The sequence below is a fragment of the Corynebacterium glyciniphilum AJ 3170 genome, from assembly GCF_007673095.1.
Lineage (GTDB): Bacteria > Actinomycetota > Actinomycetes > Mycobacteriales > Mycobacteriaceae > Corynebacterium.
The window spans coordinates 1-364 of record NZ_VDYZ01000089.1 but is presented as its reverse complement, the minus strand read 5'-3'; the positions used below and the strand labels follow the sequence as shown (position 1 = coordinate 364).

Below are 364 nucleotides of genomic sequence, written 5' to 3'. Positions count from 1 at the left end.
AGACTCCCCATCTCGCTCACCCCCCCACTGCGCCCTTTGACCCCACTCGTCCCCCCTTTCACCAACCCTCCCATACCCTCCACCACTCCCCCCACCACCTCCCCCACCCCTACCACTCCCCCTCCCCCACCATCCTCCTCCCACCCCTCCCCACCATCACCCATCACACCCACCACCCACTCTTCATCCTCCTCGCCGGGTTCCCTACACGTATCCCATTCCTCCACACTCAAATCACCCACCTCCACACCACCATCACCCAAATCCTCACACACACCCCCCCCCCCCTCTTCCCCCCCAACAACTTCCCCCCCCCCCACCTCCACCTCACCATCATCCACCCCACCAACCACCACCTCTTCCA

The 364-nt window shown here is 64.3% G+C and carries 1 protein-coding gene; it reads right to left on the bottom strand.

Going from position 1 to position 364, the window contains the following annotated elements; translation table 11 throughout:
• Positions 1-364: hypothetical protein (locus FS507_RS19890; RefSeq protein WP_222121452.1), on the bottom strand; the 364-nt coding region annotated here is incomplete at both ends.